The organism is Achromobacter deleyi (assembly GCF_016127315.1).
GTDB lineage: Bacteria > Pseudomonadota > Gammaproteobacteria > Burkholderiales > Burkholderiaceae_B > Achromobacter > Achromobacter insuavis_A.
Window position 1 is genome coordinate 5,216,124 of sequence record NZ_CP065997.1, and the last position, 25,419, is coordinate 5,241,542.

The following is a 25,419-nucleotide window of genomic DNA, read 5'->3' on the forward strand; positions in this document are numbered from 1 at the left end:
GCCGCGATCAGTGCGTCGGCGCGGGACGGGCCTCGCCCCGGCGCCGCTCCATATAGGTCTTCACCGCCAGCGTCAGCAGCGCCATGCAGGCCAGCAGCGCCGCCGCGGTGAAGGCCGCGACGGTCTTGTAGTCGTCGTTGAGCTGTTCGATCAGCAGCGGCAGCGTCAGCGTCTTGCCGCGGATGGCGCCCGCCACCACCGACACCGCGCCGAACTCGCCGACCGCGCGCGCATTGGTGATGACCGCGCCGTACAGCAGCCCCCACTTGATGTTGGGCAGCGTCACGCGGCGGAAGATCTGCCAGCCGTTGGCGCCCAGCGTCAGCGCCGCCAGCTCCTCTTCCTGGCCTTGCGCCTGCATCAGCGGGATCAGCAGGCGCGCCACGAACGGCGACGTCACGAACACCGTCACCATCAGGATGCCGGGCCAGGCGAACATCAGCTGCACGCCGTGGCCGCTGAGCCAGCGGCCGAAGAGGCCTTCCAGGCCGTACACCACCAGGTAGCACAGCCCGGCCACCACCGGCGAGGTGGCATAGGGAATATCGACCAGCGCCACCAGCAGGCGGCGGCCGCGGAAGTCGTAGCGCGTCACGCACCAGGCCAGCAGCACGCCGAACACCAGGTTGATGGGCACGCTGACCACCGCGGCCAGCAAGGTCAGGCCGATGGCCGCGCGCATGTCGCTGGCGCCCAGGTTCTGCAGCAGGGCGTCGAAGCCGCCGGCGATCACCCGGGCGAAGATCAGGGCCAGCGGCAAGGCCAGCAACAGCAGGGCGGCGAGCAGGCCGGCGCCGATCAGCAGGCGGCGCGGCCAGGGAGAAGGGCGCGTCATGGCTCAGATTCCCGGCACGCGCTGCCACGGCAGCAGGCGGCCCTGCAGCACCTGCAGGGCGAACAGCAGCAGCAGGGAGGCCGCCAGCACCACGGTGGCGATGGCGGCGGCGGCCGGATAGTTGTATTCGGCCAGGCGGCTGAAGATCATCAACGACGTCACCTCGGTCTTGTAGGGAATGTTGCCGGCGATCATGACCACCGCGCCGAACTCGCCCAGGCTGCGGATGAAGGCCTGCGAGCCGCCGGTGAACAGGGCCGGCACCAGCGCCGGCAGCAGGATGCGCCAGGCGGTCTGGCCCGGGCTGGCGCCGAGCGTGCGGGCGGCTTCCTCGTATTCGGCCCCGATGTCGGCCAGCACCGGCTGCACCGAGCGCACCACGAACGGCAGGCTGGTGAAGATCATGGCGATCACCAGGCCCGGGAATGCATACGAAATCTTGATGCCCAGCGGCGCGAACCATTGGCCGACCCAGCCGCCCGGCGCCAGCAGCACGGAGAGGGTCAGGCCGGCCACGGCCGTGGGCAGCGCGAACGGCAGGTCGATGGCGGCGTCCAGCAGGGCCCGCCCGGGGAAGCGGTAGCGCACCAGGATCCAGGCTAGCAACAGGCCGATGACCAGCACCACGGCGGTCGAATAGATCGCCGCCAGCAGCGTGACGCGGTAGCTGGCCAGCACGCGCGGATCGGTGACGGCCTGCCAGTACTGGCCCCAGCTCATCTGGCTGCTGTAGAGCGGCAAGGCCGACAGCGGCAACAGGATCACGAGCGTGATGAACAGGCTGCTGACGCCGAAACTGAGGCCGAAGCCGGGCAGGACGGGATGCTGCCGGAAGAACGTGGACATGCGGACCTGAACGTAAAAGCGCCAGCCACCCTCGCGGGCGGCCGGCTGACGAGACGGAAGGCGGGGATCGACGCGGCGCGTCAGCGGCCGGCGCCCAGCAGTTGGTCGAGCACGCCGTTGGCGGCGAAATGGGTCTTGGTGATCTGGTCCCACGAGCCCAGCACGTCCTGCGGATTGATCAGCCTGATTGACGGAAAGCGGCTGGCCGCGGCCTTGACCGCCTCCGGGTCATGCACCCGGTAGTTGAAGTCGGTCAGCAGCTTCTGGATGGCGGGCGAGTACTGGAACTGCAGATAGGCCTCGGCGACCTTGCGCGTGCCTTTCTCGTCGGCCACCTTGTCGACCACCGCCACCGGGAACTCGGCCAGCACGCTGACCGGCGGCACCACCACCTCGAAGCCCTGCGCCTTGAACTCGTCGCCCTTGGCGATGTTGTTGACCTCGGATTCGAAGGTCAGCAGCGCGTCGCCCTGGTTGTTCTGCGCGAATGCCACGGTCGCGCCGCGTCCGCCGGTGGGGAAGCTTTCGACGTTCTTGAGCAGTTTGCCGACGAAGGCGCGGGTCTGCGCGTCATCGCCCTTGAACTTCTCGTTGGCGTAGAGCCAGGCGCCCAGGTACGAATAGCGCGCGTTGCCCGAGGTCTTGGGGTTCGGGAACACCAGCTTGACGTCGTCGCGCACCAGGTCGTCCCAGGTCTTGATGTTCTTGGGATTGCCCTTGCGCACCAGGAAGGCGATGGTGCTGTAGTAGGGCGAGCTGTTGTTGCCGAATTTCTTCTGCCAGTCGGCGGCCAGCAGCTTGTTCTGCGCCAGGATGTCGACGTCGGGCACCTGGTTGAAGGTCACCACGTCGGCCTTCAGGCCCTGGATGATCGACTGCGCCTGGCGCGAGGTGCCGGCGAACGACTGCTCGATCGTGACATCCTGCCCGGTCCTGGCCTTCCAGTCGGCCTGGAATTTCGGATTGATGGCGGCGAACAGCTCGCGCGCGATGTCATAGGAGGTGTTGAGCAGGGCCTGGGGCGCTTGCTGGGCTTGGGCGGCGCTGGCGGCCAGGGCCGTCAGCGTCAGGGCCGAGGCGAGCAGTCGTTTGAGCAAAGGGCTTCTCCGGATGAAAGGCGCAACGCGGGAAACCCGCGGCCGGGGCGGAAGGCCCCGATACCGCATGATGCTTACGCCGGCCGGCGTTTGGAAATATTCAATTACCTTTAACTCATAGCCGCACGTTGTATCCGATGCGTCGCGTCCGCGCTTTCCGCTATGTGGCGGGGTCGCCGAGCGCGCGGGCGCGGCGCGGACCGCGCCGGCCTCACGGGAACGCCATCAGCGCGTCGCTTTCGGCGGGATCGGGCTCGATCAGCTCGACTCGTTCCGGCGCCATCTCCTTGACCAGCCGGATCAGCATGCGGGCGAACTCGCGCGCCTGCTCCGACGGCGCAAAGGCGCTGGGCAGCAGGAAGCCATAGGGCATGGTCAGCCGCGGCTCGAAGTCGCGCAGCACGATGCCGGGCACGTTGGCCGCCAGGATCGGGTCGGCCAGCGCGATGCCCATGCCCAGCGCCGCCAGCTGGCAGGCCGATTGCCCGGACGAGGTCTCCATCACCAGCCGCAGCGGTAGCCGGCGCTTGGCCATCAGGTCGTCGATGTGCTGGCGCAGCAGGGTGAACGGGCGCAGCGCGATGAAGGGCTCGTCCTGGATGTCTTCGGCGCTGACCACCGATTTGGCGGCGAGCCGGTGGCCCTCGGGCATGGCGATCACCAGCCGCACCTGGGCGAAGGTGCGCGAGATGATGCCGGGAAAGTCGATCGGCAGCGCCGCCACGCCCAGGTCGAATTGCTGGCCGGACATCCACAGGCCGACGTCGACCCGCGAACGCACTTCCAGCGACACCCGCGTGTGCGGATGGCTGCGCGCGAATTCGGCGATGGCGCGCGGCGTGACGCTGTAGGCGAAGTAGGGCTGGGTCAGGATGCGCAGCCACGCGTCCTGCTTGTTGCGGATCGAGTCGGCGATCCGCGAGACTTCTTCGAAGCCGGCCAGGATATGGCGCGTGCCTTCGTAGAAGCGCAGGCATTCCTGCGTCGGGATCAGGCCGCGCCCCTGGCGCAGGAACAGCGGAAAGCCGACTTCGTCTTCCAGCGCCGAGATCAGCCGGCTGATCTGCGGCTGGGTGCGATGGATGCGGTGCGCGGCCTCGGTCACGCTGCCGGTCTCGAGCACGGCGCGCAGCGCCTGCAGGCGGTTCAGCCGCATAGGGACAAACCCCGATGGGGCGCACAGGGGGCCGGCGCGCGGTGGCCGCCGCGCCAGAGGGAAAAGCGCCTTGGTCGCGCCGACACATTACAAAAGTGCATGAATCGATACTCCAAACGAAATTGACGCATGAATTCACGCAATCTTAGGATCATCCCACCTTCAATGAAAGAGGCGCGGCGTGAATATCCTCGACAAACCGGTTTCCGTGGGCGGACCCGCGGCACTTTTTCCCGATGACCGCAACGGCATCGAACAGCTCGACTGGAGCAACATCGGCGACGCGTTCCCGATCAAGCAGCGGCGGGCCTACCTGAACAACGCCTCGATCGGGGCGCTGAGCCTGCCGGTGGTGGCGGCGGTGAACCGCTTCATGGAGGACGTGCGCGACAACGGCCGCAACGCCTATCCCGAGTGGTGCCGCTACGCCGAGGAAACCATCAAGGCCCGCATCGGCCGCCTGATCGGCGCTCACCGCGACGAGATCGCCTACGTCAAGAACACCACCGAAGGGCTGGTGAACGTGGCCAACGGCTTTCCCTGGCGCGACGGCGACAACCTGATCCTGCCCGACATCGAGTACCCGTCCAACGTGTACTGCTGGATGAAGCTGGCCGCGCGCGGCGTGACCATCCGCTGGGTCAAGAACCGCAACGGCCGCATCCTGGCTGACGACATCCGCAAGCTGATCGACGACCGCACCCGCCTGGTGTCGCTGAGCGCGGTGCAGTTCTCGAACGGCTTTCGCCAGGACCTGGAGGCCACCGCCAACCTGTGCCACGAGCGCGGCGTCTACCTGAACCTGGACGCGATCCAGTGGGCCGGTTCGCTCGAACTGGACGTCGAGAAGCTGGGCATCCACTTCCTCTCGGTGGGCGGCCACAAGTGGATGCTGGCGCCGATCGGCACCGGCTACTTCTATTGCCGCAAGAGCGTGCTGGGCCTGCTGGATCCGCCCAGCGTGGGCTATCACAGCGTCGACAGCACCGAGGACCACATGCACTACCTGCTGGAGTACCGGGCCAACGCCGGGCGCTTCGAGGAGGCCCTGGCCAACTTCACCGGCATCTGGGGCCTGGACGCCGCCGTGCGCATCCAGCTGGCGCTGACGCCGGCCCGGATCGAATCGCATATCCTGGAGTTGACCGATTACGCCAGCGCCGCGCTGCAACGCAAGGGCTACCAGATCGTCAGCTCGCGCGCGCCGGGTGAAGCCTCGGGCAACCTGTCGTTCAAGCACCCGGGCCAGGACGCGCAGGAACTGGCGCAACGCCTGCGCGACGCGGGCGTGGACCTGGCGGTGCGCGGCGGCAATCTGCGCATTTCGCCGAGCTACTACAACGATTCCAGTGAAATCGACCGCCTGGTCGAGGCGCTGCCGTCCTGACGGCGCGCCCGGCGAGCGGATAATCCAGAGCACAAGGGGTACAACATGACGTTCAAGCAGACATGGCGCCGGATGGCGCAACTGGTGGGCGCCTGCGCGCTGGCGGCCGCCGCCGCGGGCGCGCAGGCGGCCGACACGCCCAAGCCGGGCGGCACGCTGCGCTATGGCACGGTGTCGGAAATCGTGTCGCTCGATCCGCACGTCTACGGCGGCAGCGCCTGGAAGGTGCTGATCGAGGCGCTCTACAGCCCGCTGGCGGGCTACGACAAGAGCGGCGCCATCGTGCCGCGCCTGGCGCAAAGCTGGGACCAGCCCGACGCCCGCACCATCGTGTTCCACCTGCGGCCCGACGTGGCCTTCCAGGACGGCACGCCGGTGACCGCCGACGACGTCAAGTTCTCGCTCGACCGCATCCTGGACCCGGCCACCGGCGCCACGCTGCGCTCGAACCTGCTGGGCGCCACCGTCACCGTGGTCGACCCGGCCACCGTCAAGGTGGAAAAGCCGTCGCCCGACGCCACCATGCTGAGCGTGCTGGCCTTGCCCGAGGCCGCCATCGTGTCGCGCAAGTGGGTCGAGAGCGGCGCCAACCTGAAGCTGTCGGCCAACGGCACCGGCCCGTTCCAGTTGAAGAGCTACGAGCCCGCCGTGCGCGCCAGCCTGGTGCGCAACCCGCGCTATTTCGTGGCCGGGCAGCCGTATCTGGACGGCGTCGATTTCCGCATGATCAAGAGCGACGACGCGCGCGTCAACGCGCTGCGCAGCCAGTCGCTGGACATGATCGACTTCGTGCCGTGGAAGGACATCGACGTGCTGCGCCGCAATGCCGGCACCAAGATCGACACCGCCGGCGGCGCCTTCATGAGCGTCTGGTTCAACACCAGCAAGAAGCCGTTCGACGACGCCCGCGTGCGCCGCGCGGTGTCCTACGCCATCGACCGCGAGGCCGTGTCCAAGGCCGCCTTCTTCGGCTACGGCAAGCCGATCTATGGCGCGCCGACGCCCGAGGATTCGCCGTACTACGACAAGTCGCTGGACGGCACCTACAAGCGCGACACCGCCAAGGCTCGCGCGCTGCTGGCCGAGGCCGGCTACGGCAACGGCGTGGACGCGTCGATGGTGGTGTTCCAGGGCCTGGGCATCTACACCACGATGGCGCAGGTGGTGCAGGCCAACCTCAAGGAAGTCGGCATCAACCTGAAGCTGGAGCCGGTCGAATGGGCCACGCTGGTCGAGCGCAAGAACCGCGGCGACTATGACTCGATGATCTACGGCGTGTCGGTCAAGCTGCCCGACCCGGACGCGTACGCCTATTACCTGGGCGGCGACTCCAGCTACTGGGCCAAGCCGATCGGCTACCGCGATCCCGAGCTGGAAAAGCTGCTGGCCGAGGGCCGCGCGCTGACCGATCCCAAGGCGCGCCAGCCGATCTACCAGCAGGCCGAGAAACGCATCCTGGAGACCAGTCCGTGGGTGTTCGTGAGCTGGCGCGAGCAGGCCCAGGGCTACCTGCGCAAGGTGCACGGCTACACGCAGCTGGGCGGCGCGCTGAGCGAAAGCAGCCCGGGCATCTCGCTGCCCACCATGTGGATCAACTGAGGCCGGCATGCTGCCTTTCCTGTTCAGACGCCTGGCGTCGGCCATCGTCACCCTGGCGCTGGCGACGGGCGTGGTCTTCATCGCCATCCACCTGCTGCCGGGCGACCCGGTCGCCATCATGCTCGGCGACCAGGCCGGCAGCGACCCGGTGGCCGTGGCGCGGGTGCGTGCCCAGCTCGGCCTGGACCTGCCGCTGGGCACGCAGTTCACGCATTGGGCCGGCGCGCTGGCGCACGGCGACCTGGGCGTGTCGCTACGTACCGGCGAGCCGGTGGCCGACGAGCTGGCGCGCCGCATTCCGCGCAGCCTGGAACTGATCGGCGCCGGCCTGCTGGTGGCCGTGCTGCTGGGGGTGCCGCTGGGCGTGGTGGCGGCGCGCTCGCGCGGCCGCCTGGCGGGCGCCGCGGCCTCGGTGGTGGCGGTGGCCGGTTTTTCGGCGCCGGTGTTCGTGCTGGGCATCCTGCTGGTGCTGCTGTTCAGCCTGGCGCTGGGCTGGCTGCCATCGTCGGGCTTCGTGGCGTTCTCGGACGATCCCGTGCAGCACGTCCTGGCGCTGATCCTGCCGTCGCTGACCATCGGCCTGAACTTCATGGGCGTGGTGGCGCGCATGACCCGCGCCAGCCTGTCAGACGTCATGGGCCGCGACTACGTCAAGCTGGCCCGCGCCAAGGGCCTGCCGCGCGGCAAGGCGATCCTGCGGCACGCGCTGCCCAACGCGCTGGTGCCGGTCATCGCCATCATCGGCGTGCGCGCCGGCAACCTGCTGGGCGGCACCGTCATCATCGAGGCCCTGTTCGATTGGCCGGGCCTGAGTTCGCTGCTGGTGAGCGCCGCCTTCTCGCGCGACTATCCGGTGATCCAGGGCTCGCTGCTGGCCATCTTTGCCTTGTTCATCCTGATCAGCCTGGTCATCGACCTGGCGCAGGGTTTCGTCGACCCCCGCATTCGCAGGCCATCCGCATGATTGCATTCCTTCGAGCTTCCAAGGCCGGCGTGCCGGTACTGCTGGCGCTGGGCTTCCTGACGGTGATGGTGCTGGCCGCCGCCCTCGGGCCGGCGCTGGGGCTGGCCGATCCCTACCGCATCGACGCCGCCAATCTGCTGGCCTCGCCATCGTGGCAGCACTGGCTGGGCACCGACGAACTGGGCCGCGACCTGCTGGCGCGGGCGGTGTATGGCGCCCGCGTGTCGCTATCGGTGGCCGCGGCCGCCGTGATCCTGGCCGGCGTGCTGGGCGTGGCGGTGGGCGTCGGCGTGGCTTTCCTGGGCCGGCGCGCCGAGGCCGCCGCCATCCGCGTGGTGGACGTGTTCGTGTCGCTGCCGGAGATCTTCGTGGCGCTGGTGGTGCTGGCCTTCATCGGCGGCAACCTGCCGACGCTGGTCGGGACCATCGGCATCCTCTATGCGCCGCAGTTCGCCCGGGTCTCCTGGGGCGTGGCGCGCGGCATCCGGGCGCGCGAACACGTGCTGGCCGCCAGTTCGCTGGGCGCGGGCAGCGGCTGGATCATCTGGCACGAGGTGCTGCCCAACATGCGTTCGATCATCGCGGTGCAGGCCTCGTTCACGTTTTCCTTCGCGATGCTGCTGGAAGCGGGCCTGAGCTTCCTCGGCCTGGGCGTGCGTCCGCCGGTGCCGTCGTGGGGGCAGATGGTGGGCTCGCTCAAGGACTACCTGTTCACCAATCCGTGGCCGGTGCTGGTGCCGGCGCTGGCGCTGTTCTTCACGGTGCTGGCCGTCAACGTGCTGGGCGACTGGCTGCAGGACGCGCTCAATCCGGAGTTGCAACGATGAGTTCCGAGACGGATGTGCTGCTGTCGGTCAGGAACCTGACCGTCGATTTCGATACGCCCCAGGGGCCGTTCGCCGCCGTCAAGGGCGTGGACCTGACCCTGCGGCGCGGCGAGGTGGTGTGTCTGGTGGGAGAGTCCGGCTCGGGCAAGTCGGTCACCGGCTTTTCCCTGATGGGACTGGTGGACGCACCCGGACGCGTCGCCGCCGACGAGCTGCGCTTCGATGGCCGCGACCTGCTCCGCGCCTCCGAGCGCGAACGCGACGCGCTGCGCGGCAAGGACATCGCCATGGTGTTCCAGGAGCCGATGACCGCGCTCAACCCCGGACGCACCGTTGGCAGCCAGATCGCCGAAGTCATGCGCATACACGGCAATGTCAGCCGCAAGGCGGCATGGACCAAGGCGGTGGCGCTGCTGGAGCGGGTCGGCATCCGCGAACCGGCGCAGCGCGCCAAGGCCTATCCGCACGAACTGTCCGGCGGCATGCGCCAGCGGGTCATGATCGCCATCGCCTGCGCCTTGTCGCCGCGGCTGATCATCGCCGACGAGCCGACCACCGCCCTGGACGTGACGGTGCAGGCCCAGGTGCTGGAACTGCTGTTCTCGATCCAGGCCGAGACCGGCGCCGCCGTGCTGTTCATCACGCACGACCTGGGCGTGGTGGCCGAGATCGCCGACCGCGTGGTGGTGATGCGCGCGGGCGAAGTGGTGGAGGAGGGCGACGTGGCGCAGATCTTCGGCCGGCCCGCCCATCCCTACACCCAGGCGCTGCTGGCCGCCGTGCCGGACGTCGATGCGCCGCGCGACCGCGGCCGCCGCCTGACGCCGCGTGCGCGGGCCGCCGCACAAGGAACCCCGTCATGAGTGAATTCATTCTGCGCGCCGAAGGCGTCACCAAGGACTATGTCGCCGCCCGCGGCCTGCTGGGCCAGCCGACGCGGCTGGTGCGGGCGGTCAAGGGCGTCAGCCTGGCGGTGGCGCCGGGCACCACGCTGGCGTTGGTGGGCGAATCGGGTTCCGGCAAGAGCACGCTGGGCCGCTGCATCGCCGGGCTGCTGCGCCCGACCTCGGGCCGCATCGAGCTGGCCGGCCACGACGTGCGCCATCTGGCGGGCGGCCGGCTGATGGCGTTCCGGCGCCAGGTGCAGACGATTTTCCAGGACCCGTATTCCAGCCTCAATCCGCGCCGCCGGGTCGGCGACGCCATCATGGACGGCATGGTGATCCACAAGCTCTATTCGCCCGACGAACGCCGCGACCGCATGCAGACGCTGCTGGCGCGGGTGGGGCTGCGGCCCGAGCACGCGCAGCGCTTCCCGCACCAATTCTCGGGCGGCCAGCGCCAGCGCATCGCCATCGCCCGCGCCCTGGCGCTGGAGCCGCGCTTCATCATCGCCGACGAGGCGGTGTCGGCGCTGGACGTCTCAGTCAAGGCGCAGGTGCTGGACCTGCTGGCCGACCTGCAGGCCGAGCAAGGGCTGACCTATCTGTTCATCTCGCACGACCTGGGCGTGGTGCGCCACTTCGCCGACCGGGTGGCCATCATGGCCGCGGGCGAGCTGGTGGAAGAGGGCGAGTGCGACCGCATCTTCGAGGCGCCGGCGCAGGACTACACGCGCAGACTGATCGCCGCCGTGCCACGGCCCGATCCGTCGCGCCGCCGCCTGCGCCAGGCGGCCTGATCCGGGGCGCGGGCTTGATGCGGATCAAGCCCGCGCATCGGCGGCGGCCGTTGGCGCGTTTCCGAGCGTCCTACAAGGCTGCGCGCGCCTTTTTGGCCGGATCCTGCGTGCTACCATCGGCGCCTTCGAGGGGATGCGAATGCAGACGGGCGCCAATACCGGGAGACGATGGACCGCGCTAGCCGCGGTGTTCCTGTTCGTCTTCCAGGCGCTGATGGCCTCCGCCGCGCTGCCCGGTCCCGGCGCCACGCCGGGCGCCACCACCATCATCTGCACGGCCAGCGGCCCGCGCGTGGTCACGCTGGATACCGAAGGCGGCGTCACGCAGGACGCGCAGCAACACAGCGGCGCCTTGCCGCATTGCTGCTTCGCCGGCTGTGCCATGCTCGGCGCCGCCGCGTTGTCCGGGCTGCTGCCGCTGGCCTGGCGCCTGCCCCTGGTCCGGCAGGCGCTGCCGGCCCCCACCATCGACATCCACTTCTCCAGCGCGCAGGCGCGATTGCCGCGGCAGTCGCGCGCGCCGCCCGTCCTGGCCTGACCCCCCGCCTGTTCCCGTTGTTGCTGGCGCGCCTTGTCCGCGGCCCGCGTTGCCGCGCGCGCGTCCAGCCCGTTCAGATCCAGAGACTCATATGCACAAGAACAAGGACATCCTGCGGGCGACCAGCCTGGCCTGCGCCCTGGCCGCGTCGTTTCCCGCCTGGCCGCAGGCCACCGGCGCCGACGCCATCACCACCACCGATCCGGTGGTGATCACCGGCGTCGCCCCGAGCGCGCCGCTGACCGTCACGACCGACCCGAAGATCCCGCGCCAGCCCCTGCCGGCCAGCGACGGCACCGACTACCTCAAGACCATTCCCGGCTTCTCGGCCATCCGCAACGGCGGCACCAACGGCGATCCGGTGCTGCGCGGCATGTTCGGCTCGCGCCTGAACATCCTGACCAACGGCACCTCGATGCCCGGCGCCTGCCCGGCGCGCATGGACGCGCCCAGCTCGTACATCTCGCCCGAGAACTTCGACAAGCTCACCGTCATCAAGGGCCCGCAGACCGTGCTGTGGGGTCCGGGCGCGTCGGCCGGCACCATCAGGTTCGACCGCGACACGCCGCGCTTCAGCGAGCCCGGCGTGCGCTTTGACGGCAGCCTGGTGGGCGGATCAAACGGCCGCAACGACCAGGCCGCCGACCTGACCGTCGGCAACGACAAGGTCTACACCCGCATCACCGCCAACCATTCGCACGCCCAGGACTACAAGGACGGCGACGGCAACAAGGTGCCGTCGCGCTGGGACAAGTGGAACGCCGACCTGGCGCTGGGTTTCACGCCCGACGCCGACACGCTGTACGAGCTGACCGCCGGCACCGGCGACGGCAACGCGCGCTACGCCGGACGCGGCATGGACGGCTCGCAGTTCAAGCGCGAGAGCTTCGGCCTGCGCTTCGAGAAGCGCAACCTGGGCGGCGTGCTGGACAAGCTGGAGGCGCAGCTCTACTACAACTACGCCGATCACGTGATGGACAACTACACGCTGCGCAAGCCGGACATGACCAGCGCCATGCCGATGGCCATGGCGGCGGACGTGGACCGCGCCACCTGGGGCGGCCGCGTGGCCGGCACCTGGAACCTGGCGCCCGACGTGAGCCTGGTGACCGGCCTGGATTTCCAGCAGAGCCGCCACCGCTCGCGCAGCGGCACTGACATGCTGCCGTACCGTGAACAGAGCTGGGTCAAGGACGCCGCCTTTGCCAACACCGGCATCTTCGGTGAGTTGACCTGGCATGCCAGCGAGAGCAGCCGCGTCATCGGCGGCGCGCGGGTGGACTGGGCCTCGGCCAAGGACTTCCGCCGCGACAATGGTTCGATGATGATGCCGATGCCCAATCCCACCGCCGGCGAGCGCCGCAACGACACGCTGCCCAGCGGCTTCCTGCGTTACGAGCGGGATCTGGCCGACGTGCCGGCCACCGTCTACATCGGCCTGGGCCACGCGGAACGGTTCCCGGATTACTGGGAACTGTTTTCTCCGAAGAAGGGACCGGAAGGTTCGATCAACGCGTTTCGCGGCGTCAAGCCCGAGAAAACCACGCAGCTCGATTTCGGCGCCCAGTACAAGACCGAGACCTTGGATGCGTGGCTGTCCGGTTACGCGGGTTATGTCGACGACTTCATCCTGTTCGACTACGCCAGCGGTGGCATGGGCGGTATGGGCGGCATGCATGGCGGGCACGGCGGTCATGGGGGCCACGGCGGTTCCACGCAGGCCCGCAACATCGACGCCCGCATCGCCGGCGGCGAACTGGGGATGTCGTACCAGGTGGCGCCGCGCTGGACGCTGGGCGCGACGCTGGCCTACGCCTGGGGCCAGAACCGCAGCGACGGCCGCGCCTTGCCGCAGATGCCGCCGCTGGAGGCCAAGCTCAGCGCCGCCTACGACGACGGCACCTGGTCGGCCGGCGCGCTGTGGCGGGTGGTGGCCGCGCAACGCCGCTATGCCCTGAACGAGGGCAACGTGGTCAGCAAGGACTTCGGCCCCAGCGCCGGCTTCGGCGTATTCTCGCTGAACGGCGGCTACGCGGTCAGCAAGCAGGTCAAGCTGTCGCTGGGCGTGGACAACCTGTTCAACAAGACCTACGCTGAGCACCTGAACCTGGCGGGCGACGCGGGCTTCGGCTTTGCCGCCAACACGGCCTTCAACGAACCCGGGCGCACCTTCTGGGCGCGCCTGAGCTTCAAGTACTGAGCGCCGTCCGGATCCGCTTGAGATCCCGTTCCAGCTCGATGCGCATCGCTTTCAGCAACGCCCGCGCGTTCTCCGAAAGCGGTGTGCCGGGCCGGAACACCAGCAGGCAGGCAAAGCCGATATCCAGTTCCAAAGGCTTGATGGTCAGACCGCGCGCCAGGTAGTCCAGCGCCATGACCGGATGCACCAGGCCGATGCCGACGCCGTGCAGCGCGAACTCGCAGACGGAATTGGAGTAGGGCGTCTCCAGCACCGGCCGCAGCGCCAGGCCCTGGTCGTGCAGCGCCGTCTCCAGGCGCCGGCGGCTGGCGTCCTCGGGGTTGAGCGCGATGAAGGGATGCTCGGTCAGGTCGCGCAGCGTAATGCGCGGCCGCGCCGCCAGCGGATGGCGGCTGTGCATGGCGATCACGCCCGGCAGCCGCAGGAATTCCGAGTGTTCCAGGCCCGCCACCGACAGTTCGTCGGCCATCAGGCCGAAATCGAGCTGGCCGGCCGTGACCTGCTGCAGCACCTCGCGCGAACTCATGATCTGGAACGACATCTGGATGCGGCGGTCCTGCAGGCCGAAGGCGGCAATGGCGCGCGGCATGAAGCCGGTGCCCAGCGCCGGCAGCGACCCCACCGCCAGGCGTCCGACGCCGAACGACTTCAGGCTGCGGATGCGGTGCTCGATCAGCTCGAAGCCGGCGAAACAGCGATCCACTTCCTCCATCAGCGCGCCGGCCTCCTGGGTCGGCACCAGCCGGCCGCGCACGCGCTCGAACAGGCGCAGTTCCGACGAGGTTTCCAGCTTGCGGATGGCCTGGCTCACCGCCGGCTGCGAAATGCCCAGCAGGGTAGCGGCCTTGCTGGTGGTGCCGGCCTGCATCACGGCCCGGAAGACCTGGATCTCGCGCATGTCCATCTATAAGTCCCGCTTATTGACTAAGTTTTTTCGATTGTTGAGGCAATGGAAAGAAAGGCAGACACTGGCGCTGTTCCCGATCACTCCTAAGCTCAGCAAATAGATTAGATGAAAGCTATCAATCAGACTAATAGAGATTTCGCCAGCCTGTCGCCCGCGGTCCAGCGCGCCTCGACCGTGGTGTTCGACTCGCTGCAGGCCTTCGTCGAGCGCAAGCACCGCCAGCCCGACGGCTTCAGCTATGGCGTCACCGGCACGCCCACCGCGCGCCTGCTGGAAGACCGCATCGCCGCGCTGGAAGGCGGCCGCCACTGCGTCATCACGCCGTCCGGGGCAGCGGCGCTGATGACGGTGGTGATGGGCTTCGTGCGCGGCGGCGACCACCTGCTGCTGTCGGCGGCCTGCTATGGCGCGCTCAAGACTTTCGGCGAGAAATGGCTGGCGCACATGGGTGTGGACGTGGAGCTGTACGACCCGTCGATCGGTGCCGGCATCGAGGCGCTGATCCGCCCGGCCACCCGCATGATCTGCATCGAGGCGCCCGGCACCGTCACCATGGAAATGGCCGACGTGCCCGCCATCGCCGCCGCCGCGCGGCGCCACGGCGTGCTGACCATGATGGACAACACCTGGGCCAGCCCGCTGGGCTTCCAGCCGCTGGCGCACGGCGTCGATTTCAGCGTCGAGGCCGCCACCAAATTCTTCGGCGGCCATTCCGACGTGCTGATGGGCAGCATCAGCATGAACGACGCCGATCATTACGCCGTGCTGCGCGAGACCCAGAGCATCCTGGGCCAGCAGGTCAGCCCGGACGATTGCTTCCTGGTGCTGCGCGGCCTGGAGACGCTGGCGCTGCGGCTGCGCGCGCAGAGCGACGCGACGCTGCGCGTGGCCGAGTGGCTGCAAAGCCAGCCGCAGGTCGAGCGCCTGCTGTATCCGCCGCTGCCGTCCGACCCGGGCCATGCCCTGTGGCAGCGCGACTTCCGCACCAACGGCTGCCTGTTCTCGATGGTGCTGGCGCCGGCGCCGGAGGCGGCCTTCAACGGTTTCTTCGATTCGTTGCGCCATTTCGCCATCGGCGCCAGCTGGGGCGGGGTGCACAGCCTGGCGGCCTATTACCCGGCGGGGCTGCAGGCCGGCCGCGCCTTCCCGGCCACGGACCGACCCATCGTGCGGCTGTCGGTCGGCCTGGAGGACGTGGACACGCTCAAGGATGACCTGCGCACCGCGCTGGCGGCCTATCGGGCGCAGCGCTGAGCGCGCGGCCGGGCGGGGCCGCGCGCGCGCCTGGCGCCCAGCCCACCCGGACGGCGCTTTGCGCCGAATCCCGTTCAACACACCGGCCGGCCGCGCATGGCCGACCGGCACGAAGCGCCCCGAGGCGCTCATCACATAGCAAGGGGAATTGCCATGTTCAGCTTCAAGCAGACTTACCGTTGTCTCGCCCTGGCCATCGCGGCCTGCGTCCCGGCCGCCGTGCCGGCCCAGGCCGCCGCCCAGTCCGCGGCGCAACCCGAGGCACAAGCCGCGACACAAACCGCGACACAAACGCCCGCCGCCGGCGCCTCGCCGGTGGCGGCCGCCGTCACCCAGACCAACAGCCCCACGGTGGACCAGATCCGCGCCCGCGGCTATGTCATCTGCGGTTCCGGCCACGGCACCACTGGCTTCTCGGCGCCCGACAAGGACGGCAACTGGAAGGGACTGGACGTCGACACCTGCCGCGCCATCGCCATCGCGGTGCTGGGCGACGCCAGCAAGACGCGCTTCGTGCCGCTGACCGGCCAGCAGCGCCTGACGGCCCTGCAGACCGGCCAGATCGACGTGCTGCCGCGCACCACCTCGTGGACCCTGCGGCGCGACGCCAACGGCATCAACTTCACTTATCCCAACTACTACGAGTACGACGCCTTCATGGTGCGCAAGGACCTGGGCATCACCCAGACCAAGGACATGAACGGCGCCACCATCTGCGTACAGACCGGCTCCACCAACGAGGTCACGGTGGCCGACCTGTCGCGCAAGTTCAAGCTGGGCCTGAAGACGGTGCTGTTCGACAACGTCGCGGCCTCGCGCCAGGCGTTCTTCTCGGGCCGCTGCGACGGCCTGATCACCGACGCCTCGGCGCTGGCGGCGGTGCGCGCGACCCAGGCGCAGAACCCGGACGACTACGTGATTTTCCCGGCCAGCGGCCACAGCGAGGCGCTGACGCCGTCGGTGCGCCACGGCGACGACCGCTGGTTCGACATCGTCAAATGGGTCATCCAGGTGCCGATCGCCGCCGAGGACATGGGCATCACCCAGGCCAACGTCGACGACATGCTCAAGTCCGACGACCCGCGCATCGCCCGCTTCCTGGGCACGGAGCCGGGCAACGGCAAGGCGCTGGGGCTGGATGAGCGCTGGGCCTACAACATCGTCAAGCAGTTGGGCAACTACGGCGAGATCTTCGAGCGCAACGTCGGCAAGAACAGCCCGATGAAGCTCGAGCGCGGCATGAACCGGCTGTATCGCGACGGCGGCCTGATGTACCCGTACGTCTTCAACTGACCGGCGGGCGAGTCTCATCATGTTCAAGCGACTCTGGTTCGACGGCCGGGCCCGGGCCGTCCTGGCGCAGCTGCTGATCGCCTGCGCCTTCGTCGGCACGGTGGGCTGGCTGGCCTGGAACGCCCACGCCAACCTGACCCAGCGCGGCATCGCCATGGGCTTCGACTACCTTGGCGAGGCGGCCCGTTTTCCCATCGCCGAAAGCCTGCTGGCATACCAGCCGACCGACAGCTACGGCCGCGCCTTCCTGGTGGGGCTGGTCAACACGCTGTACATCTCGGCGCTGGTGATCGCGGCCTCGACGCTGCTGGGCTTCGGCCTGGCGCTGGCGCGCCGCAGCCGCCATCCGCTGGTGACGGGGGTGGCCACGGTCTACCTGGAAGCCGTGCGCAACACGCCGCTGGTGGTGCAACTGCTGTTCTGGTACAGCCTGGTGACGATCAATCTGCCGCCAGCGCGGCAGGCGTTGCAGCCGCTGCCCGGCGTGTTCCTGTCGGTGCGCGGACTGTTCTTTCCCAGCCTGTCGCTGCAGGGCGATACGCAGCCGCTGTGGTGGGCGCTGGGCGGGGCGGCGCTGCTGCTGTGGGGCGCCTGGCGTCTGGCGCGCCGCGCCGTCGCTCCGCGCATGCCATGGCGCGGCCTGGGCCTGCTCGCGGCGGTCGCGCTGGTGGCGGCCGCGGCGGGGTGGGGCGGCGCCTCGCTGCACGCCGACGTGCCGGCGCTGCGCGGCCTGAATTTCGCCGGCGGCAGCGCCTTCACGCCGGAGTTCACTGCCTTGCTGGTGGGGCTGACGATCTATTCGGCGGCGTTCTCCGGCGAGATCATCCGCGGCGGCATCGACGCGGTGCCCGCCGGCCAGTGGGAAGCCGCGCATTCGCTGGGCCTGAAACCCGGCGCCGCGCTGCGCTGGATCGTGGTGCCGCAGGCGCTACGCGTGATCATCCCGCCGATGACCAGCCAGTACCTGTCCATCATCAAGAACACCACGCTGGCGCTGGCGGTGGGCTACCCGGACCTGTCCTTCGTCATCACCACCACCATCAACCAGACCGGCCAGGCCATCGAGGGCGTGGCGGTGCTGATGGCGGTGTACCTGAGCATCAGCCTGAGCGTGTCGCTGTTCATGAATCTGTACAACCGCCGCATCCTGAGGACGCAACGCGCATGAGCCTGTCCCATCCTTCCTCCCTGCCGCCGCAGGCCCTGCGGCCGCCGCGCGAGCGCCGCGACAGCGTCTGGCACCGCCTGTTCGGCAGCGCCGTCAGCGCGGTCGCCAGCGTGGCCACGCTGGCGCTGGTCCTGGCCGCGGCCGGCAAGCTGCTGAACTGGGCGGTGCTGGACGCCGTCTGGCCGGGCGCCACGGGCGACGTCTGCCGCCAGGCCAGCGGCGCCTGCTGGGCCTTCCTGGGCGAAAAGATGCGCCAGATCCTGTTCGGCATCTATCCCCCGGGCGAGCAATGGCGGCCCACCGTGGTCTGCCTGTTCATCCTGGCGATGACGGTGTTTTCGCTCAGCCCGCGCCAATGGCGCGCCCGCACGGCGGTCCTCTGGATCGCCGGCCTGGCGGCCGGGCTGATGCTGATGCAGGGCGGCGTGTTCGGCCTGGCGCGGGTGCCCACCTCGTCGTGGGGCGGCCTGCCCATCACGCTGCTGCTGGCGGTGTGCGCGCTGGGCGCCGGACTGCCGCTGGGCGTGCTGCTGGCGCTGGGACGCCGCGGCAGCCTGCCGACGGCGCGCTTCATCAGCATCGGCGTGATCGAGCTGATCCGCGGCCTGCCGCTGGTCAGCCTGCTGTTCATGGCCTCGATCGTGCTGCCCATCATGCTGCCGGCCGGCATGACCATCGACAGCCTGCTGCGCGCCGGCATCGCGCTGACGGTGTTCTCGGCCGCCTACCTGGCCGAGGTGATCCGCGGCGGCCTGCAGGCGATCCCGCCCGGGCAGGCCGAGGCCTCGCGCGCGCTGGGCCTGTCGTGGTGGCAGATGACGCGGCTGGTGGTGCTGCCGCAAGCGCTGCGCAAGGTGATCGCGCCGCTCACCAACACCGCCATCGTGATGATCAAGAACACCAGCCTGGTGCTGATCGTGGGCCTGTTCGACCTGCTCAGCTCGGGGCGCGCGGCGCTGACCGATCCGGCCTGGCCCACGCCCTACGTCGAGACCTATCTCTTCATCGCATCGATCTATTTCTGCATCTGCTTCGGCCTGTCGCGCTACTCGATGTGGCTGGAGCACCGCTACAAAAAAGGGGAACTCCGATGACCACGCCTTCCGCCGCCACGCCGCCCGCCATCGCCATCGCCGGCATGCACAAGTGGTACGGCGAATTCCATGTGCTGCAGGACATCAACCTGCAGGTCCGCGCAGGCGAGCGCCTGGTGATCTGCGGGCCGTCCGGCTCGGGCAAGTCCACCATGATCCGCTGCATCAACCGGCTCGAACGCCACCAGCAGGGCTCCATCGTGGTCAACGGCGTCGAACTGAGCGACGACCTGCGCGCCGTGGACGGCGTGCGCACCGACGCCGGCATGGTGTTCCAGCACTTCAACCTGTTCCCGCACCTGACGGTGCTGGAGAACTGCATCCTGGCGCCGACCCAGGTGCGGCGCATGCCGCGCGCGCAGGCGGTGGAGCTGGCCATGCGCTACCTGGAGCGGGTGCGCATTCCCGACCAGGCCGGCAAGTATCCCGGCCAGTTGTCGGGCGGCCAGCAGCAGCGCGTGGCCATTGCCCGTTCGCTCTGCATGCAGCCGCGCATCATGCTGTTCGACGAGCCGACCTCGGCGCTGGATCCGGAGATGGTCAAGGAGGTGCTGGACACCATGACCTCGCTGGCCGAGGACGGCATGACCATGCTGTGCGTGACGCACGAGATGGGCTTCGCCCGCAACGTCGCCGACCGGGTGGTGTTCATGGACGGCGGCCGCATCATCGAGATGGGCGAGCCGGGCGCGTTCTTCGACAACCCCAGGCATGAACGCACCCGGGCGTTCCTGGAGCGCATCCTGCATTGAGGGCAGGGCGGCGCGAAAGATCGGGGCGGGGCGGCGATTTGGTGAGGTTTCAATTTATAATGAAACTCGTTCTTAATTGAAAATCACGCGGCCTGCGAGGCGGCGTACCCGCCATGGCCACTCAGGACCTGGATTACTCCGCCCCGATCGCCGTCGACGCCGTTGCCCGCACGCAGCTGCAACGCTTCTATGTCGACCACCATCCCTGGCTGCTGGGCTGGCTGCGGCGCCGCGTCGGCAACAGCAGCGACGCCGCCGACCTGTCGCACGACACCTTCCTGTGCCTGCTGGGCGAGGGCCGGCGCGACGCCATCCGCGAAGCCCGGCCGTTCCTGGCCACCATCGCCCGCCGCCTGATCGCGCGCCGGCGCCACAAGGCGGCGCTGGAAGCCGCCTACCTCGAAGCGCTGGCCTGCCTGCCGGTCCCGACCGCGCCGTCGCCGGAAAGCGTGGCGCTGGCGGTGGAAACGCTGCAGCAGCTCGACCAGGCGCTGGAAGGCCTGCCGCAAGCGGCGCGCAGCGCTTTCATCATGGCGCACATCGAGGAACTGACCTACGCGCAGATCGCCGAGCGCCTGCGCATCTCGCCCAGCACCGTCAAGAAATACCTGATCCGCGCCAACGCCCACTGCCTGTTCGCGCTGGCGGCATGAGGGCCGGGCCGGACCGCCGGCGGGCGGCCCGGAGCGTCGTCGTCAGAACTCCGTCGCCACCGACAGCCACAGCGTGCGCGGCATGCCGCTGATCAGGTAGCCGGTCGGATTGGCCTCCCAATAGTGCTTGTCGAGCAGGTTGGTCACGGTCGCACGCAGCGTCACGTCCTTGCCCGCCACGCGGGTCTTGTAGCGGCCGCCGAAGTCGTAGCGCGTCCAAGCCGGCACGCGCTGGCTGTTGTCGGCGCTGAGATAGGCCTGGCTGGTGTGGATGGCCCGGCCCATCAGGGTCAACCCCGGCGCGAACGGCGTATCCCATTCCAGCGTCAGGTTGGCCTGCAGCTCGGGCGCGCCGACGGCGTGGCGGCCGTCATTCAAGCCGCCCTGGGTTTTGCGCTGTTTCGCATCCAGCCAGGTGACGCCGCCCAGCAGGCGCACGCCGCGCGCCAGTTCGCCAAAGCCGTTCAGCTCGACGCCCTGGTTGCGCTGCTCGCCATTCAGGCTGTAGACCTTGGACACCGGATCGACGATGCCGCCCGGCACGCGGATCTGGAACAGCGCCAGCGACGCGCCGAAGGCGCCGAAGTCGAGCTTGCTGCCGATCTCGTACTGCTTGGACTTGTAGGGCGCGAACACCTGGTCGGCGTTGGCGGCGTCGGCCGGCGGCGAGGCGCCGGCCGTCAGCGCCTCGATGTAGCTGGCGTACAGCGAGACCTGTTCCGTCGGCCGCACCACCAGCGCGGCCGAGGGCGTCGTAGCGCTCTGGTCGTAGCGGTTGGTGACGTCGCCGGCCGGCGAGTACGAACGCGTGTTGACGTTCTGGCGGCGCGCGCCCAGGGTCAGTTGCACCAGGCCGTCCTTGACCGACAGGGTATCGGCCACGGCCACGCTTTGCAGGATGCTCAGGCTGGTCCTGGTTTCCGGCGAGTAGGCGATCGGCGCGCCCGGATCGGCCAGGCGCGCGGGGTGATAGATGTTGGTGGCGTAGTCCGCGTAGCGCGTCTGGCCCTGCCAGGTGCGCGATTCCAGCCGGTTGCCGCTCAGCACCAGCTGGTGCGTGACGGGGCCGGTCTCGATGCGACCGCGGATGCCGATCTCGCCCGAAGTGGCCTCGGCCTTGCCTTTCTGGTGGGTCGAGGTGGACAGCGCGTCGCCGTTGTCGCCGACGATGGTGGCGCCCGGCGCCTCGCGCTTGTTGTAGTCGAAGCGGTTGGCCCCGAACGCGCCGAACAGCGAGACCCGGTCGCTCAGGTCGTACTCGGCGCGCACCAGCCCGGTCAGGCTCTGCGCGCTGGACGTGTCGAAGCGCTGCGCCAGGTTGATCTTGGGATCGGGCGCGCCCGGCACCTTGACGCCCGGAGCGACCGTGTAGCCGCGCGCGGCGGCGCGCATCCAGTCGTCCTGGTAGACGATGTCGGCCGACAGCCGCAGCCGGTCGCCGCGATAGTCCAGGCCCAGCGAGCCCGAACCGTTCTGCGTCGACTGGCCGTCGATGCGCGGCTGGCCGCCGCGGAACGCGCCATTCACGCGCAGGCCGTACTGGTTCTGGTCGCCGAAGCGGCGCCCCAGGTCCAGGTGGCCGCCCCAGCGCGAGTCGGACGCGTATTCCGTGGTGAAGCGCGTCAGCGGCGCGTCGTCGGCGCGCTTGGTCACGATGTTGACGCTGCCGCCCACGCTGCCCCACGGCAGCATGCCGTTGAGGAAGGCGCCGGCGCCGCGTAGCACTTCGATGCGCTCCACCGGGTCGGGGTTGATGCGATAGGCCGGCACCAGGCCATACAGGCCGTTGAGCGCGATCTCGTCGTTGTCGACGCGAAAGCCGCGGATGGTCAGCGCGTCATAGCGGTTGCCGCTGCCGATCGAGGCGCGCACCGACGAATCGCTGGTGGTCAGCACGTCGGCGATGCTGCCGGCCTGCTGGTCCTGGATGGTCTGGGCGGTGTAGCTGGCGATGCTGAAGGGCGTGTCCATGTAGTCGGTGTTGCCCAGCAGGCCGAGGTGCCCGCCGCGCGCCACCTGGCCGCCGGCGTAGGCCTCGGGCAGCTCGTAGACCGAACGGGCGGTGACGGTCACGGGCGCCAGCGCGGTGACGGGCGCGTCGACGGCGGGCGTCAGCACGTAGCCCTGGTTGGCGCGCTGCACGGCCTGCAGGCCGGTGCCGGCCAGCAATGCCTCGAACGCCTGCGCCGGGCGGTAGGCGCCCTTGAGGCCGGCGGTGGTCTTGCCCTGGACCTGGTCGGCCGTGAAGGTCAGCGCGATGCCGGCGGTGCTGGCCAGGCTGCGCAGGGCCGGCGCCAGCGGGCCGGCCGGAATGTCGTAGGACGCCGCCGCCTGCTGTGCCGGCCGGGAAGCCGTGGCGCCCGGCGCCGCGCCCTGGGCTGCCGCCGCGGCGCTGGCGCCCAGCATCAGCGTGGCGATGAATGCGCGGGTCAGCCCGCGCGGAGGGTTCGCTGCCATGTGATCTCTCGAATGAAGTGCTGAAGGAATGAATTGACGTCAGCAGGTAGGAGCAGCGGGCAGCCGGATCGGGCACGCGAAACGGGCGTCGAGATGAAACAGTGTGTATCTTGAAACTCAGCCGGCCCTGGGAACCACCGTGACCCAGTAGCGCGTGACCTGGCGGATGGCCACCGGCAGCGAGTTCGGCAGCAGGGCCAGGATGTGGTCGGTATCGGCGATCGGGAACACGCCCGAAAAGCGCAGGTCCGCCACCGCCGGATCGCAGCGCAGGATGCCGGGCCGAAAGCGCGACAGATTGGCGATGAAGTCGCCCAGGCGTTCGTCGTCGGCGATCAGTTGTCCGCGCGTCCAGGCCAGGGCCTGCGCCGGCAGCGGCTCGGCGCGGGACGGCGCCCATTGCGTCAGGTAGGCCGATTCGCCGGCCGCGACGCGCAGCGCGAGGTCGGGCTGGCGCAGGGGCCGCAGTTCGACCGCGCCTTCCTCGACGCCGACCATGGTCCGGTCCGGATCGAGCCGCACGCTGAAGCGGGTGCCCAGCGGCCGCACCGAGCCCTGCGGCGTCCGGACGCTGAAAGGGCGCGGGTCGCCATGCGCGGTCGCCACGAAAATCTCGCCGGCGCGCAACGCGATGGCGCGTTGCGATGCGTCGAACTCGATATCCAGGGCGGTGCCGGTGCCCAGCAGCAGCCGGGAGCCGTCGTCCAGCGTGACCCAGCGCAATTCACCGGTGGCGGTGCGCAGGTCGGCGACCCAGGCGCGCCCGGTCGGCGTGCGGCTGGCCGCCAGGCCCGCCGCGCCGGCGCCGGCAGCCAGCCACAACGGCGCGAACACCAGTTTGCGGCGCGACGGCTTGCGCAGGCCGGCCAACGCGCGCGCGGCCGGCGCCTGTTCCAGGGCCTGGAAGCGGCCGAGCACCGCCTCGACGTGCAGCCAGGCGCGCTCGTGGTCCGGATGCGCGGCGCGCCATTGCCGCCAGCGCTCGCGTTGCGGGCCGTCCAGCTCGCCGGCCATCGCCTGGGTCAGCCAGGTGGCGGCCGCGGTGGCGACCGACTCGGGAATCGGCTCGCCCTGCGCGCGGGGGATCCGTCCGGGTGCGGCGGCGGAGGCGTCGTCAGCGGCCATGGTGGCGTCCTTGCATGGAATGCGGGTTTGTTTATGAAAATGGAAACCATTATCATGCCTGACTCTATCGATTGCGCGCCATGTCATTGCGTTCGTCCCGCCCATCCGGCTTCCTGGCCTATTACGAAGAACTGCTCGCGGTCTGGACCCGGAAGCTGGGCTGCCGCGACGCCGCGCGCGACCTGGCCCACGACGCGCTGGTCAAATGCCTGGAAACGGACCCGGCGCAGGTGGCGCAGCCGCGCGCCTACCTGCACCAGGCCGCGCGCAACGCGGCCGTCGACCAGTTCCGCCGCGACGGCGGGCAGGAATGGGTGCCGCTTGATACCATTGCCGACCACGCCAGCCCGCTGGGCGACCCGATGGCCCAGGCGCGCACCGGCCAGCTGGGCCAGGCGCTGGAAGCGGCGCTGGCGGAACTGCCGCTCAAGTGCCGCCAGGTGTTCGTCTGGCAGCGGCTGGAAGGCCTGACGCAGGCCGAGATCGCCGAACGCATGGGATTGAGCAAGAACATGGTCGAGAAATACATGATTCGCACCGCGTTGCATCTGCGCGAGCGGCTGGGGGCTTATGCGCCCAACTGACGCCGCATCGCCCGGGCAGGCCGGCCGCGAGGCCGGCGCCGATGCCATCCGCGCCGAGGCGGCGCGGTGGTTCGCGCGTGCCCATTCCGGCGAGTGGGACGCCGCGCAGGAACAGGCGCGCGCCGCCTGGCTGGCGGCCGATCCGCGTCACGCCTATGAGTACCGCCTGCTGGAATCGATCTGGCAGGCCGCGGACGCCGTCGCGCCCGAGCGCCTGCGCGCCCTGGCCGAAGCGCCGCGCCGCGCGGCCCATTCCGGACGGCGAGCCGCGCTGGCCTTGAGCCTGGGCGCCGCGATCCTCGCCGTCGGCGGCTGGACGCTGTGGCCGCGCGGCGCGGGCTGGACCGAATACCAGACACAGGTTGGCGAACTGCGCAGCGTGGCGCTGCCCGATGGTTCCCGCGCCGAATTGAATAGCAACAGCCATATCCGCGTGCGCTTCGACGACGCCGAGCGGCGCGTGCTGCTGGTGGCGGGCGAGGCGCTGTTCTCGGTCGAGAAGAACGCCGGCCGCCCGTTCGTGGTGGACGCCGGCCTGGGCACCGCGACCGTGACCGGCACGCGCTTCGACGTGCGCCGCGACGCGGAGCAGGTGCGGGTGCTGGTGGAGTCGGGCTCGGTCAAGGTGGCCGGCGCGCACGACGCGGCGGCCGTGCCGGTCACGGCCGGGCAGGGCGTGCGTATCGGCGCGGCGGGGCAGGCCGACCGGGCCGAGCCCGTCGACGTGGCCGCGACGCTGGCCTGGCGCGGCGGCCAGATCCGCTTCAGCAATACCGACCTGGCCAGCGCGGCGCGGGAAGTGTCGCGTTATCGCCAGCAGCCGATCGTGCTGGGGCCGGGCGTCGAGCATCTGACCGTGACCAGCGTGTTCCAGACCCGCGACACCGACGCCTTCCTGACAGCCTTGCCGCACATCCTGCCGGTGCGGGTGCGCCAGCTGCCCGACGGCCGCAGCGAAATCTCGGCGCGCTGACGCTGTTACAAAATAGTTGGCCCGGACAT

Annotated in this window: 23 protein-coding genes; 16 read left to right on the top strand and 7 right to left on the bottom strand. The window is 69.5% G+C overall.

The window, feature by feature from the left end:
* Nucleotides 1-7: 7 nt before the first annotated feature.
* From cysW to I6I07_RS23480, 4 genes are all read right to left on the bottom strand, one after another.
* Nucleotides 8-835 (bottom strand): sulfate ABC transporter permease subunit CysW, encoded by an 828-nt coding sequence (gene cysW, locus I6I07_RS23465; protein WP_198483933.1) that lies wholly within the window; start codon nt 833-835, stop codon nt 8-10.
* A 3-nt stretch (nt 836-838) separates the two neighbouring features.
* Nucleotides 839-1,681 carry a sulfate ABC transporter permease subunit CysT gene (gene cysT, locus I6I07_RS23470; protein ID WP_198483934.1) on the bottom strand — a complete coding sequence of 281 codons (843 nt, stop codon included), beginning with the start codon at nt 1,679-1,681 and terminating at the stop codon, nt 839-841.
* Between the two features lie 80 nt (nt 1,682-1,761).
* On the bottom strand, nt 1,762-2,778 hold the full coding sequence (cysP, locus tag I6I07_RS23475; RefSeq protein WP_054430477.1) for a thiosulfate ABC transporter substrate-binding protein CysP: 1,017 nt from the start codon (nt 2,776-2,778) through the stop codon (nt 1,762-1,764).
* A 211-nt stretch (nt 2,779-2,989) separates the two neighbouring features.
* A complete protein-coding gene (locus I6I07_RS23480; RefSeq protein WP_198483935.1) occupies nt 2,990-3,934 on the bottom strand; it encodes a LysR family transcriptional regulator in 945 nt (314 codons plus the stop codon).
* A 181-nt stretch (nt 3,935-4,115) separates the two neighbouring features.
* Between I6I07_RS23480 and I6I07_RS23485 the strand changes: the two genes are divergently transcribed.
* The 8 genes from I6I07_RS23485 to I6I07_RS23520 all read left to right on the top strand — a co-directional run bounded on the left by I6I07_RS23485 (nt 4,116) and on the right by I6I07_RS23520 (nt 13,130).
* Nucleotides 4,116-5,321, top strand: a complete 1,206-nt coding sequence (locus I6I07_RS23485; protein WP_198483936.1) for an aminotransferase class V-fold PLP-dependent enzyme — start codon at nt 4,116-4,118, stop codon at nt 5,319-5,321.
* A gap of 45 nt (nt 5,322-5,366) precedes the next feature.
* Nucleotides 5,367-6,920 (top strand): ABC transporter substrate-binding protein, encoded by a 1,554-nt coding sequence (locus I6I07_RS23490; RefSeq protein WP_006395077.1) that lies wholly within the window; start codon nt 5,367-5,369, stop codon nt 6,918-6,920.
* A gap of 7 nt (nt 6,921-6,927) precedes the next feature.
* Nucleotides 6,928-7,884, top strand: coding sequence for an ABC transporter permease (locus I6I07_RS23495; protein ID WP_198483937.1), 957 nt, complete (start codon nt 6,928-6,930; stop codon nt 7,882-7,884).
* A complete protein-coding gene (locus tag I6I07_RS23500; protein WP_198483938.1) occupies nt 7,881-8,711 on the top strand; it encodes an ABC transporter permease in 831 nt (276 codons plus the stop codon). The genes I6I07_RS23495 and I6I07_RS23500 overlap by 4 nt, the downstream gene beginning before the upstream one ends.
* The gene (locus I6I07_RS23505; RefSeq protein ID WP_198483939.1) at nt 8,708-9,574 is read left to right on the top strand and encodes an ABC transporter ATP-binding protein; all 867 of its coding nucleotides are present in this window, start codon (nt 8,708-8,710) and stop codon (nt 9,572-9,574) included. Before I6I07_RS23500 ends, I6I07_RS23505 begins: the two co-directional genes overlap by 4 nt.
* Nucleotides 9,571-10,392 carry an ABC transporter ATP-binding protein gene (locus I6I07_RS23510; protein WP_198483940.1) on the top strand — a complete coding sequence of 274 codons (822 nt, stop codon included), beginning with the start codon at nt 9,571-9,573 and terminating at the stop codon, nt 10,390-10,392. Before I6I07_RS23505 ends, I6I07_RS23510 begins: the two co-directional genes overlap by 4 nt.
* Nucleotides 10,393-10,531: 139 nt before the next feature.
* Complete coding sequence (locus I6I07_RS23515; RefSeq protein WP_198483941.1) at nt 10,532-10,930, top strand: DUF2946 family protein; 399 nt, start codon at nt 10,532-10,534, stop codon at nt 10,928-10,930.
* Nucleotides 10,931-11,021: 91 nt separating this feature from the next.
* Nucleotides 11,022-13,130, top strand: a complete 2,109-nt coding sequence (locus tag I6I07_RS23520; protein ID WP_198483942.1) for a TonB-dependent copper receptor — start codon at nt 11,022-11,024, stop codon at nt 13,128-13,130.
* Here the strand turns inward: I6I07_RS23520 and I6I07_RS23525 are convergent.
* The gene (locus tag I6I07_RS23525; protein WP_006395069.1) at nt 13,120-14,034 is read right to left on the bottom strand and encodes a LysR substrate-binding domain-containing protein; all 915 of its coding nucleotides are present in this window, start codon (nt 14,032-14,034) and stop codon (nt 13,120-13,122) included. The genes I6I07_RS23520 and I6I07_RS23525 overlap by 11 nt on opposite strands.
* Before the next feature lie 108 nt (nt 14,035-14,142).
* Between I6I07_RS23525 and metC the strand changes: the two genes are divergently transcribed.
* The 6 genes from metC (at nt 14,143) to I6I07_RS23555 (ending at nt 20,251) form a co-directional block, all read left to right on the top strand.
* On the top strand, nt 14,143-15,291 hold the full coding sequence (gene metC / locus I6I07_RS23530; RefSeq protein ID WP_198483943.1) for a cystathionine beta-lyase: 1,149 nt from the start codon (nt 14,143-14,145) through the stop codon (nt 15,289-15,291).
* 153 nt (nt 15,292-15,444) lie between these two features.
* Nucleotides 15,445-16,584, top strand: coding sequence for an amino acid ABC transporter substrate-binding protein (locus I6I07_RS23535; protein ID WP_198483944.1), 1,140 nt, complete (start codon nt 15,445-15,447; stop codon nt 16,582-16,584).
* Between the two features lie 19 nt (nt 16,585-16,603).
* Complete coding sequence (locus I6I07_RS23540; protein WP_198483945.1) at nt 16,604-17,752, top strand: amino acid ABC transporter permease; 1,149 nt, start codon at nt 16,604-16,606, stop codon at nt 17,750-17,752.
* Entirely contained in the window at nt 17,749-18,846 is a 1,098-nt protein-coding gene (locus I6I07_RS23545) for an amino acid ABC transporter permease (protein ID WP_198483946.1), read from the top strand. Before I6I07_RS23540 ends, I6I07_RS23545 begins: the two co-directional genes overlap by 4 nt.
* Nucleotides 18,843-19,598, top strand: a complete 756-nt coding sequence (locus tag I6I07_RS23550; RefSeq protein ID WP_198483947.1) for an amino acid ABC transporter ATP-binding protein — start codon at nt 18,843-18,845, stop codon at nt 19,596-19,598. Before I6I07_RS23545 ends, I6I07_RS23550 begins: the two co-directional genes overlap by 4 nt.
* 113 nt (nt 19,599-19,711) lie before the next feature.
* Complete coding sequence (locus I6I07_RS23555) at nt 19,712-20,251, top strand: sigma-70 family RNA polymerase sigma factor (RefSeq protein WP_054430462.1); 540 nt, start codon at nt 19,712-19,714, stop codon at nt 20,249-20,251.
* Between the two features lie 42 nt (nt 20,252-20,293).
* On the opposite strand, the gene I6I07_RS23560 is transcribed toward I6I07_RS23555, so the two are convergent.
* On the bottom strand, nt 20,294-22,708 hold the full coding sequence (locus I6I07_RS23560; protein WP_232625705.1) for a TonB-dependent receptor: 2,415 nt from the start codon (nt 22,706-22,708) through the stop codon (nt 20,294-20,296).
* A gap of 117 nt (nt 22,709-22,825) precedes the next feature.
* Nucleotides 22,826-23,833 (bottom strand): FecR domain-containing protein, encoded by a 1,008-nt coding sequence (locus I6I07_RS23565; RefSeq protein ID WP_054430461.1) that lies wholly within the window; start codon nt 23,831-23,833, stop codon nt 22,826-22,828.
* An 80-nt stretch (nt 23,834-23,913) separates the two neighbouring features.
* Between I6I07_RS23565 and I6I07_RS23570 the strand changes: the two genes are divergently transcribed.
* Together I6I07_RS23570 and I6I07_RS23575 are read left to right on the top strand one after the other, a co-directional pair.
* A complete protein-coding gene (locus I6I07_RS23570; protein WP_054430671.1) occupies nt 23,914-24,417 on the top strand; it encodes a sigma-70 family RNA polymerase sigma factor in 504 nt (167 codons plus the stop codon).
* Nucleotides 24,404-25,390 carry a FecR family protein gene (locus tag I6I07_RS23575; RefSeq protein ID WP_198483948.1) on the top strand — a complete coding sequence of 329 codons (987 nt, stop codon included), beginning with the start codon at nt 24,404-24,406 and terminating at the stop codon, nt 25,388-25,390. Before I6I07_RS23570 ends, I6I07_RS23575 begins: the two co-directional genes overlap by 14 nt.
* Nucleotides 25,391-25,419: the final 29 nt, after the last annotated feature.

Coding starts and splice junctions, on each gene's coding strand:
- cysW (WP_198483933.1), bottom strand. CDS start 835: ATGACGCGCCCTTCTCCCTGGCCGCGCCGCCTGCTGATCGGCGCCGGC.
- cysT (WP_198483934.1), bottom strand. CDS start 1,681: ATGTCCACGTTCTTCCGGCAGCATCCCGTCCTGCCCGGCTTCGGCCTC.
- I6I07_RS23480 (WP_198483935.1), bottom strand. CDS start 3,934: ATGCGGCTGAACCGCCTGCAGGCGCTGCGCGCCGTGCTCGAGACCGGC.
- I6I07_RS23490 (WP_006395077.1), top strand. CDS start 5,367: ATGACGTTCAAGCAGACATGGCGCCGGATGGCGCAACTGGTGGGCGCC.
- I6I07_RS23495 (WP_198483937.1), top strand. CDS start 6,928: ATGCTGCCTTTCCTGTTCAGACGCCTGGCGTCGGCCATCGTCACCCTG.
- I6I07_RS23500 (WP_198483938.1), top strand. CDS start 7,881: ATGATTGCATTCCTTCGAGCTTCCAAGGCCGGCGTGCCGGTACTGCTG.
- I6I07_RS23505 (WP_198483939.1), top strand. CDS start 8,708: ATGAGTTCCGAGACGGATGTGCTGCTGTCGGTCAGGAACCTGACCGTC.
- I6I07_RS23510 (WP_198483940.1), top strand. CDS start 9,571: ATGAGTGAATTCATTCTGCGCGCCGAAGGCGTCACCAAGGACTATGTC.
- I6I07_RS23515 (WP_198483941.1), top strand. CDS start 10,532: ATGCAGACGGGCGCCAATACCGGGAGACGATGGACCGCGCTAGCCGCG.
- I6I07_RS23520 (WP_198483942.1), top strand. CDS start 11,022: ATGCACAAGAACAAGGACATCCTGCGGGCGACCAGCCTGGCCTGCGCC.
- I6I07_RS23525 (WP_006395069.1), bottom strand. CDS start 14,034: ATGGACATGCGCGAGATCCAGGTCTTCCGGGCCGTGATGCAGGCCGGC.
- metC (WP_198483943.1), top strand. CDS start 14,143: ATGAAAGCTATCAATCAGACTAATAGAGATTTCGCCAGCCTGTCGCCC.
- I6I07_RS23535 (WP_198483944.1), top strand. CDS start 15,445: ATGTTCAGCTTCAAGCAGACTTACCGTTGTCTCGCCCTGGCCATCGCG.
- I6I07_RS23540 (WP_198483945.1), top strand. CDS start 16,604: ATGTTCAAGCGACTCTGGTTCGACGGCCGGGCCCGGGCCGTCCTGGCG.
- I6I07_RS23545 (WP_198483946.1), top strand. CDS start 17,749: ATGAGCCTGTCCCATCCTTCCTCCCTGCCGCCGCAGGCCCTGCGGCCG.
- I6I07_RS23550 (WP_198483947.1), top strand. CDS start 18,843: ATGACCACGCCTTCCGCCGCCACGCCGCCCGCCATCGCCATCGCCGGC.
- I6I07_RS23555 (WP_054430462.1), top strand. CDS start 19,712: ATGGCCACTCAGGACCTGGATTACTCCGCCCCGATCGCCGTCGACGCC.
- I6I07_RS23560 (WP_232625705.1), bottom strand. CDS start 22,708: ATGGCAGCGAACCCTCCGCGCGGGCTGACCCGCGCATTCATCGCCACG.
- I6I07_RS23565 (WP_054430461.1), bottom strand. CDS start 23,833: ATGGCCGCTGACGACGCCTCCGCCGCCGCACCCGGACGGATCCCCCGC.
- I6I07_RS23570 (WP_054430671.1), top strand. CDS start 23,914: ATGTCATTGCGTTCGTCCCGCCCATCCGGCTTCCTGGCCTATTACGAA.
- I6I07_RS23575 (WP_198483948.1), top strand. CDS start 24,404: ATGCGCCCAACTGACGCCGCATCGCCCGGGCAGGCCGGCCGCGAGGCC.